Source organism: Methylobacterium sp. WL18 (assembly GCF_008040015.1).
Taxonomy (GTDB): domain Bacteria; phylum Pseudomonadota; class Alphaproteobacteria; order Rhizobiales; family Beijerinckiaceae; genus Methylobacterium; species Methylobacterium mesophilicum.
On the sequence record NZ_VRVD01000208.1, the window covers coordinates 1 to 7,588 of the forward strand.

The window sequence follows — 7,588 nt, forward strand, 5'->3', positions numbered from 1 at the left end:
GGCCGGCGAGCAGCGCCTGCGAGCCGGTATCGAGGGCCGCGGTTGGCTCGTCCAGGAGCCAGAGCGGGCGCGCGCAGACCAGCAGCCGCGCCAGGGCCACGCGCCGCCTCTGGCCGGCCGACAGGTAGCCGACCGGCAGGTCGTGGGCGTGGCCGAGGCCGAGCCGGTCCAGGGCCTCCCGGGGCGACAGGCGCGGTGCGCCGAGGAGGCTCTGCGCGAAGCGCAGGTTCTCGCCGGCCGACAGCGAACTCTTGAGGCCGTCGCGGTGGCCGACCGCATGGAGGCATTCGGGCAGGCTCGCCTCGCCGACCTCGGCCAAGGCGATGCGCCCGGCATCGGGCCGCAGCCGGCCCGTCAGGATGGCGAGCAGGCTCGACTTGCCCGCGCCGTTCCGCCCGGTCACCGCCAGGGCGTCGCCGGGCCCGAGGGCGAAGGTCAGGCCGGAGAAGATCCGCCGGCCGGAGCGGCGGCAGGCGAGATTGTCGACGCTGAGCAGCACCCGGTACCCCGCCCTCTCCCGCCGGCAGGCGGCCAGACCGATCCGCGTCGCCCCGCCGCGCGGACGGGAGCGGACACCCGGCGCCTCCATGCCCGATTGCGGCGCATAACGGAACCGTGCCGGGACGGGCCGGCTTTTTTCACCGTTTGCGGAGGCTGGCATGGACGAGGCGGGACACCCGAGCGAGGCGGACGTCGCCGCGACGGCCGATGCGAGGGCCGGCCGGGCCCTGGTCGAGGCCCGCGTGGCCCTCTGCACCCCGGAGGAGCAGGCGGCGTTCTGGGAGGCGGTCGGGCGCTGCTTCGGCGGCGGCAAACCGCCTGAGATCCAAGGCGACGCCTGATCAGCTGCCTTTGCGCGTCAGCGCCCGCAACGCGCCCCGGAATGTGCGCACGTCCTGCTCGGTCAGGCCCATGCGGTGGAGCATGTCGCGCATGTTGCGGGCGATGATGTCGCGCTTCTCGGGCGGGTAGAACCGGGCTCCGTCGAGGGCCGCCTCCAGGCTGCCGAACAGGGACATAAGGGCCTCGCGGCTGGCCGGCGGCGCCAGCAGCTCGCCCGAGAACGGCAGAACCGCCCGCCCGCTGGCCTGCCGCCAGGCGTAGCCCACCAGCAGCACCGCCTGAGCCAGGTTCAGCGACGGGAAGTCCGGCGACACCGGGAACGTGATGATGGCGTCGGCCAGCGACACCTCTTCGTTGGTGAGCCCGACCCGCTCGCGGCCGAACATCACCGCGACGCGCTGCCCCTGCCGGGCGACCACCTCGCCCATGGCGTCCTCGGGGGCGAGGACCCGCTTCATCTGACCGCGCTCGCGCGCCGTGGTGGCGAGCACGTAGTGGAGATCGCCGATCGCCTCGGCGACGCTGGCGTGGATCGTCGCCCGGTCGAGCACGTGGGTCGCCCCGGAGGCCGCCTCGCGCACGCCCTTCTTCGGCCAGCCGTTCTTGGGGTTGACGAGGCGCAGCTCCGACAGGCCGAAATTCGCCATGGCCCGGGCGGTCATGCCGATGTTCTCGGCGAGCTGCGGCTCCACCAGGATCACCACCGGGGCGATTCCGGGCGGCACCTCGGTGAGCTTGGTCGGAGCCTGGTCCTGCGGGTCTTGGGTCGTCATGCCGGCCCTCTGGCACAGGGGGCGACCGCCCGTCGAGGGCCGGGTGACGATGCCGCCCGGATGACAGCCCGCGCCTTCCGCTGCCGGAAGGGCCGCGCTATGTCGCCGGGGCGAAACGTACCCAATCGACGGTTGGGCGGGCGACCGCACGGCCCTTGCATGCCGTGCGCGGGGACAACGCGAGAAGGCATCGGTCCATGGCGAAGATCAAGGTAGCGAACCCCGTCGTTGAACTCGACGGCGACGAGATGACCCGGATCATCTGGGCCGAGATCAAGAACAAGCTCATCCATCCCTATCTCGACGTCGACCTCGAATATTACGACCTCGGCGTCGAGCACCGCGACGCAACGGCTGACAAGGTCACGGTCGATGCCGCCGAGGCGATCAAGCGCCACGGCGTCGGCGTGAAGTGCGCCACCATCACGCCGGACGAGCAGCGGGTGCAGGAATTCGGCCTCAAGGAGATGTGGCGGTCGCCCAACGGCACGATCCGCAACATCCTGGGCGGCGTGATCTTCCGCGAGCCGATCATCTGCAAGAACGTCCCGCGGCTCGTGCCCGGCTGGACCCAGCCCTTCGTGATCGGCCGCCACGCCTACGGCGACCAGTACCGCGCCACCGACTTCAAGGTGCCCGGCAAGGGGCGCCTGACCATCAAGTTCGAGGGCGACGACGGCACCGTCATCGAGAAGGAGGTGTTCAAGTTCCCGGACGCCGGCGTCGCGATGTCGATGTACAACCTCGACCAGTCGATCATCGACTTCGCCCGCGCCTCGCTGAACTATGGCCTCGCCCGCAAGTACCCGGTCTACCTGTCGACCAAGAACACCATCCTCAAGGCCTATGACGGCCGGTTCAAGGACCTGTTCCAGAAGGTCTACGAGGAGGAGTTCGAGGCCAAGTTCAAGCCGCTCGGGATCACCTACGAGCACCGGCTGATCGACGATATGGTCGCGTCCTGCCTGAAATGGTCGGGCGGCTACGTCTGGGCGTGCAAGAACTACGACGGCGACGTGCAGTCGGACACCGCCGCGCAGGGCTTCGGTTCGCTCGGCCTGATGACCTCGGTGCTGATGACCCCGGACGGCCAGACCGTCGAGGCCGAGGCCGCCCACGGCACGGTGACGCGCCACTTCCGCGAGCACCAGAAGGGCCGCGAGACCTCGACCAACTCGATCGCCTCGATCTTCGCCTGGACCCGCGGCCTGTCGCACCGGGCCAAGCTCGACGGCAACGACGACCTCGCCAAGTTCTCGGCGACGCTGGAGAAGGTCTGCGTGGATACCGTCGAGGCCGGACACATGACCAAGGACCTCGCGCTCCTGGTCGGACCCGACCAGAAGTGGCTCTCTACCACGGGCTTCCTCGACAAGGTCGATCAGAACCTGAAGACCGCGATGGGCGTCTGACACCTCCGTTCCGGTCGGAACCTGAACGGCGGGCGCCCCCCTCCGGTTCAGGCTTCGGCCTGTCCGTCCCCCCCGCAGCTCTGGGCGAGCGCCCGCCCGACCTCGATCAGCAGCAGGTCGATGGCGGCCCGCATCAGCGGATCGCCGACCGAATCGATCAGGTCGCGCACCGAGAGGCACTGCGCCGCGAGGGTGTCCAGGTGGCTATCGTTCATGGCGTTGGTTCTCATCAGGCGGCCAGGTAGGCCGGCTCGGACACCAGGACGGAGCGGCTGTCGCCGTGGACCGTGCGAAGGCGCGCCAAGGTGCGGGCGTCGAAGGCGGCGGTCGCCGCCATGATCTCCTCGCCGCCGATCTGGATCGGTAGGCCGAGGGGCTGGGCGCGGAAGTGCAGTTGGATGACGTGGATCATGTACAGGGTCGGCATCTGCAGCAGCAGGCCGGTGAGCCCGTGCGCCATGCCCCATTCCACGATGCCGGTGAGCAGGGCGATCGAGACCAGATTGACCACCCGGCCCCGGGCGCGGTGGGAGCGGGCGACGCCCTGCCGGGTCCATTCCCAGAGGTGCGGGCCGGCGGGACGCGCCCCCTCGCAGAGCTCCGGGTAGACGTCGGAGAGGAGGTGCGGGCGCGTGGTCGGCAGGAGGCGGCTGTAGCCGATGACGGCATCGCCCTCCATGGCCAGGAAGTGCACCGCGTGCGGCGTGTCGAACTGGTCGATCTCGCGTCCGTCCGGACGGGCGAGGTCGGTCCAGCCCTTCTCCTCGACGAAGATCTGGTGACGCAGGCGCCAAGCCTGCTCCATCGCGTCGCCGTAGCGATAGGCGTTGGCGGGGGTGACCACATGGATCATGGAACAACCTCACGTCTCGATGCGTGAGTGTTCCGCGTTCGGGCTCGGGTGTGTACTACGTAAAACCGTAGGGTTACGTGTATCGCTTAGAGCCGATGCAACCGTGGATTTGGGGCCGGATCGCTGACCCAGCGGGTACGGCGTTCAGGTGATGAGGCCGGCCCGCAGGGCCTGGGCGACGGTGTGCGCCTTGTTGACCGTGTCGAGCTTCGTGCGCGCCGAGCGCAGATGATAGTCGACGCCCGAGGCGGTGATGCCCATCACCATCCCGATCTCCGCGTCGGTCTTGCCTTCGGCGGCCCATTGCAGGGTCTCGCGCTCCCGGGGCGACAGGCGCACCGGTTCGCCGGCGGTGGGACGGCTGTTCATCAGGAGCAGTTGCCCGACCGCGTAGGTCGCCACCAGGTTGACCGCGATGCGGTCGGCCGCCTCGATCTCGATCGCTGCGCCGGAAAAGCTGATCCCGCCCGGCTCGCCGTCGAGGGTGACGAACGGGATCGTCAGGCCGGCCCGGATGCCGAATTCGGTGGCCTCGTCCATGACGCGGCCGGCCACCGGCGTCTCGGCCTGCACGGCGCTCCAGTCGAACGGGACGGCGCTGGTGCAGAGCCGGCGAACCGTCGGGTCGTGCAGGGCGTAGCCCCGGGTCACGTAACGGCGGGCCCATTCCTCCGGCATCGTGCTGGCGAGGACGAAGCCGCCGTGGCGCCGCGGCGGTAGCCCGGGTTCCGGCACGATGCCGGCCATCACGTACGAAACCCCGTATCCGCGGAATGCGCCCACGAGCAGTTGGGCGATCTCGTCCGGCGTCGCGGCCCGGTCGAGGTCGCGTAAGAGGTTGAAAGTCCTGTCCAAATGCTTCGCTTGCGGCATGCTCGCCCCGGATTTTACACGTAGCGCGACAAATCGCAGACCACCACAACCTGAGGATGGCATCTTGAACGCTTCGGCGATAGGTTGTTGGCGAAATCTGTCCCGCGGCCGGGGCGTCCTCCGGCACCGATGTGTGAAGCGGATCGAGTGCGAGTTTCAGGTCCATGATCGACGATGAGACTTCTCCGACGACGCGCTCACTCCTGGAGCGCATCGCCGCCACGCTGGACGTGCCGGCCTCCTACTTCTTCCGCGTCGATTGCATGCCGGTCGATCCGTCGGGGGTGAGCGCGGCGCAGTGCGACGAGGTCACGTCGCTGTTCCGTGCGATCAAATCGCCCGCCCGCCGGGACGCCGTGATGCGGCTGCTCCGCGAGATGGCCAGCGATAGCTAACGCCCGCCTCCGAAAAGCGTATCGGACGGGCACCAACGACCATTCGGGATCACAGGCTCGACTTCGATCCGCGTTGGCGCGCTTCAAGCCGGCTTCGATCGGCCCCGGTTTCCGGGGGCCGGGCATCGCCCCGGAGATGCATGCGACCGAAGGTGGTCGATACCAAGGTTTCCGACCTGCCGCCTACACGATGCCCCGATCACCGCCAGCCGCTTTTGCCGGGCACCGCCGGTGTCGGCCGAGCCGCCGCGCAGCTGAGATATCTCCGCCGCGTCTTTGAAGAGGATCCGGCAAGACGAGCGTTCCGACGCTCAGGACGCCACCAGCAAGGCGGCACCGGCCACGCCGGACAGGACCAGCCGCAGGCGGCCGAGCCAGAGCGGCACGAGGCCGCGTCGGGTCAGGTCCTGATCGATCAGGCCCCAGGCCAGGACGAGGACGCCGAGAACGCGCAGGTCCCAGGGGGCCGGCGCCGCCATCGCGGCCCAGGCCACCAGGGACGGTACGATCGCCACGACATAATCGCCGTTGCCGGAGTTGCGGGCCGCTGCCGCGCCCCAGCGGATGCCGCCCAGGAACGACGCGATCACCGCCCCATACGCCGACAGGATCGTGCGGGGCGACAGGCCGATGCTGCTTAACCCGCCGTCCGAGCCCGAAACTGCGAGCGCCGCGAAACCCAGGAACGGGATGAGGCCGGCCACGCCGAGCACGAGCGCGCTCATCGGGACAGAGTTCCGGTGCGCCATCCATCCTCCGAGCCGCCGCACGGGCGGCCGCCACGCCGTGTTTACACGGGCGGGTATCGCCCGATCCGAGCGTTCACGCATCGTGGGAGAGCGGTCAAGCTGGGATCAGGGCGGCAAAACACAGCAGGCGTTCGCCGCCTTTCGGGCCACGCGTCCGGGTCCTGAAACGTCCCAGGCCGCGCCGGGGATACACGGATCGCGCGGCCGTGGTTGCCCGCATGGCGCGACGCGCCGGGCGCTGGGTTAGGATCAACCCCCCGAAGCCACGAGCGGAAAGCTCCCTGCGTCCTTCAAGCGGTGGCTGGGTCGATGCGGCCACACGCCGTCATCCCTGGGCAGCACGGCGGAGCCCAGGATCCAGAACCACCGACGTGTCAAGTTCCTGCACGGACAGCGTTTCCGGATTCCGGGCTCGCCTGCGGCACTCCGGTATGACGGCGCGGGTTATCAGGTATGGGGTGTCGGTCCTCAGAAACTGAGTCTTCCAACCCATGTAGCCCGTAGCCACGAGGCGAGGAGCGCGTCGCCTCCCGCATCGAGCGAGAGGTGACCATCGACGCCGGTTGCCATCGGCCGGGAGGAGGTTCGCACGGCCGCTATGACTTGCGGGCCGGAGCGGTGAAGCCGGTCGGGCTCGGGGTCGGGGCACCGAGGAGCGACATCGGCGCGGTGATGCCGTCCTTCGCGGCGGGGGGCTCGTTGACGGCGGCGTCGAGCTTACGCGGCTTGAAGGTCCCCGCGAGGCTCTTGGCGCTGGCCAGATCGGTAGGGCTGAGCTTGTTCGCCACGTCGTCCCGCTTCTTGGCCGCGTCGTCGTCGCCCTGCCCAGCGGCAGCCGAGAACCATGCGTAAGACTGGACCAGGTCCTGCGTCAGGCCGAGGCCGCGGGCGTAGAGCACCGCAAGGTTGTACTGGCTGTCGCGGACGCCGAACTCGGCGCCCTGGCGGAACCACGAGGCTGCCGAGGCGAAATCGGGCTTGCCGTTGGCGGCGGGGTTCTCGGCGTAGAGCACCGCGAGGTTGTGCATCGAGCGGGCATGGCCCTGCTCGGCGGCCCGGCCGTACCAGAGCTTCGCCTTGTCGAGGTCCCGGACCACGCCGGCCCCCTTCTCGTAGTGGCCGGCGAGCTTGTACTCGGCCGGGGCGTAACCGGCCGCGGCCAGCTTCTCGAACAGCTTCGCGGCGACCGAGAGGTCCCGGGGCATGCCGCGGCCGTCCGCTTCGCGGGAGGCCAGATCCCAGATCGCCGTGCCGTCGCCGTCCAGCGCCGCCTGCTTCACCTTGGCGAGGGCCGGCGGAACCGTGCCCAGATCCGCCTGCAGGGTGTTCATGCCAGAGACCTGCGGTACCGCAGCCCGGGCGGCGGCTCCCCGCGCCTCGGCGGGAAGCGGCGTCGGCAGGGCCTGCGTGGTCACCGGATCGGCCACCGGCGGCTTCTGCGCCGGAGCCTCCGCGGCGGTCTCCGGGCGGGCGTCCCGGGCGGGCTCGGCCCGGTTCGGGGCGACCTGCGAGGTCTGGACCGTCCGCGGCGCCTCGTCGGGGGCGCGCATGCTGATCGCCTGGAGCGCGCCCAGAGCCAACACGATGGCGGCGAGGCCGAGCAGGAGGGGCCGCCGCCGGCGGTTGATCTCCGCCCGCAACCGGCTGAGTCGGCTCTCGCCCGCGGCGGCCGGCTCGCTTTCGGCCATGC

The 7,588-nt window shown here is 70.0% G+C and carries 10 protein-coding genes; 3 read left to right on the forward strand and 7 right to left on the reverse strand.

What is annotated here, in order from left to right:
* Positions 1 to 499: heme ABC exporter ATP-binding protein CcmA (ccmA, locus tag FV228_RS15575; protein WP_147855453.1), on the reverse strand; the 499-nt coding region annotated here is incomplete at its 3' end.
* A gap of 160 nt (positions 500 to 659) precedes the next feature.
* Between ccmA and FV228_RS15580 the strand changes: the two genes are divergently transcribed.
* Positions 660 to 842, forward strand: coding sequence for a hypothetical protein (locus FV228_RS15580; protein ID WP_147855454.1), 183 nt, complete (start codon positions 660 to 662; stop codon positions 840 to 842).
* On the opposite strand, the gene FV228_RS15585 is transcribed toward FV228_RS15580, so the two are convergent.
* Positions 843 to 1,616: an RNA methyltransferase gene (locus FV228_RS15585; protein ID WP_147855455.1), complete on the reverse strand. Its 774-nt coding sequence runs from the start codon at positions 1,614 to 1,616 to the stop codon at positions 843 to 845.
* 197 nt (positions 1,617 to 1,813) lie between these two features.
* Here FV228_RS15585 and FV228_RS15590 point away from each other — a divergent pair, with 197 nt between their 5' ends.
* Positions 1,814 to 3,028: an NADP-dependent isocitrate dehydrogenase gene (locus FV228_RS15590; protein WP_058190103.1), complete on the forward strand. Its 1,215-nt coding sequence runs from the start codon at positions 1,814 to 1,816 to the stop codon at positions 3,026 to 3,028.
* Positions 3,029 to 3,075: 47 nt separating this feature from the next.
* On the opposite strand, the gene FV228_RS15595 is transcribed toward FV228_RS15590, so the two are convergent.
* From FV228_RS15595 to FV228_RS15605, 3 genes are all read right to left on the reverse strand, one after another.
* Positions 3,076 to 3,243, reverse strand: coding sequence for a hypothetical protein (locus FV228_RS15595; RefSeq protein WP_238259382.1), 168 nt, complete (start codon positions 3,241 to 3,243; stop codon positions 3,076 to 3,078).
* 14 nt (positions 3,244 to 3,257) lie between these two features.
* Positions 3,258 to 3,881: an acyl-homoserine-lactone synthase gene (locus FV228_RS15600; protein WP_147855457.1), complete on the reverse strand. Its 624-nt coding sequence runs from the start codon at positions 3,879 to 3,881 to the stop codon at positions 3,258 to 3,260.
* A 144-nt stretch (positions 3,882 to 4,025) separates the two neighbouring features.
* Positions 4,026 to 4,754, reverse strand: coding sequence for an autoinducer binding domain-containing protein (locus tag FV228_RS15605; protein ID WP_147855458.1), 729 nt, complete (start codon positions 4,752 to 4,754; stop codon positions 4,026 to 4,028).
* Between the two features lie 164 nt (positions 4,755 to 4,918).
* Between FV228_RS15605 and FV228_RS15610 the strand changes: the two genes are divergently transcribed.
* Positions 4,919 to 5,149: a hypothetical protein gene (locus FV228_RS15610; RefSeq protein WP_147855459.1), complete on the forward strand. Its 231-nt coding sequence runs from the start codon at positions 4,919 to 4,921 to the stop codon at positions 5,147 to 5,149.
* A gap of 311 nt (positions 5,150 to 5,460) precedes the next feature.
* On the opposite strand, the gene FV228_RS15615 is transcribed toward FV228_RS15610, so the two are convergent.
* Positions 5,461 to 5,898 (reverse strand): DUF3429 domain-containing protein, encoded by a 438-nt coding sequence (locus FV228_RS15615; protein ID WP_147855460.1) that lies wholly within the window; start codon positions 5,896 to 5,898, stop codon positions 5,461 to 5,463.
* A 596-nt stretch (positions 5,899 to 6,494) separates the two neighbouring features.
* The coding region (locus FV228_RS15620) for a tetratricopeptide repeat protein (RefSeq protein WP_147855461.1) at positions 6,495 to 7,588 on the reverse strand (1,094 nt) is incomplete at its 5' end.